We start from the raw sequence: 240 nt of genomic DNA on the forward strand, positions 1-240 counted from the left end.
CTGCTGCTGGCGGACGTCGGCATGCTGGGTTTGCCGAATGCCGGTAAATCGACCTTTATCCGCGCTGTATCGGCCGCTAAGCCAAAAGTGGCGGATTATCCGTTTACCACCTTAGTGCCTAGCCTGGGTGTGGTACGGGTCGATAGCGAGCGCAGTTTCGTGGTCGCTGATATTCCTGGTCTGATCGAAGGCGCTGCCGACGGTGCCGGTCTGGGTATTCGCTTCCTGAAACACCTGGAG

General features: G+C 58.3%; 1 protein-coding gene. It reads left to right on the forward strand.

Annotated elements, in window-relative coordinates; all coding sequences use genetic code 11:
* A partial coding sequence (locus R0J87_RS24180) for a GTPase (RefSeq protein WP_498889584.1) occupies window positions 1–240 on the forward strand: 240 nt, incomplete at both ends.

The sequence above is a fragment of the Halomonas sp. SIMBA_159 genome (assembly GCF_046536035.1).
GTDB classification, from domain to species: Bacteria; Pseudomonadota; Gammaproteobacteria; order Pseudomonadales; family Halomonadaceae; genus Vreelandella; species Vreelandella venusta_A.